This window comes from Pseudomonas sp. QD4, assembly GCF_049199125.1.
Lineage (GTDB): Bacteria > Pseudomonadota > Gammaproteobacteria > Pseudomonadales > Pseudomonadaceae > Aquipseudomonas.
Genome location: NZ_JBLZOM010000027.1, coordinates 1 through 255, shown reverse-complemented (window position 1 = coordinate 255; position 255 = coordinate 1). Strand labels below are relative to the sequence as shown.

The 255-nt window shown below is 55.7% G+C and carries 1 rRNA gene; it reads right to left on the bottom strand.

The features are described 5' to 3' along the window. Window positions 1-35: 35 nt before the first annotated feature. Window positions 36-255: ribosomal RNA gene (locus ACOZJV_RS34730) — 16S ribosomal RNA — on the bottom strand; the annotation flags it as partial.

Below are 255 nucleotides of genomic sequence, written 5' to 3'. Positions count from 1 at the left end.
GTGTGGGTGCTTATGGAGCAGCTGATGTCGTCGATTAAGGAGGTGATCCAGCCGCAGGTTCCCCTACGGCTACCTTGTTACGACTTCACCCCAGTCATGAATCACACCGTGGTAACCGTCCTCCCGAGGGTTAGACTAGCTACTTCTGGTGCAACCCACTCCCATGGTGTGACGGGCGGTGTGTACAAGGCCCGGGAACGTATTCACCGCGACATTCTGATTCGCGATTACTAGCGATTCCGACTTCACGCAGTC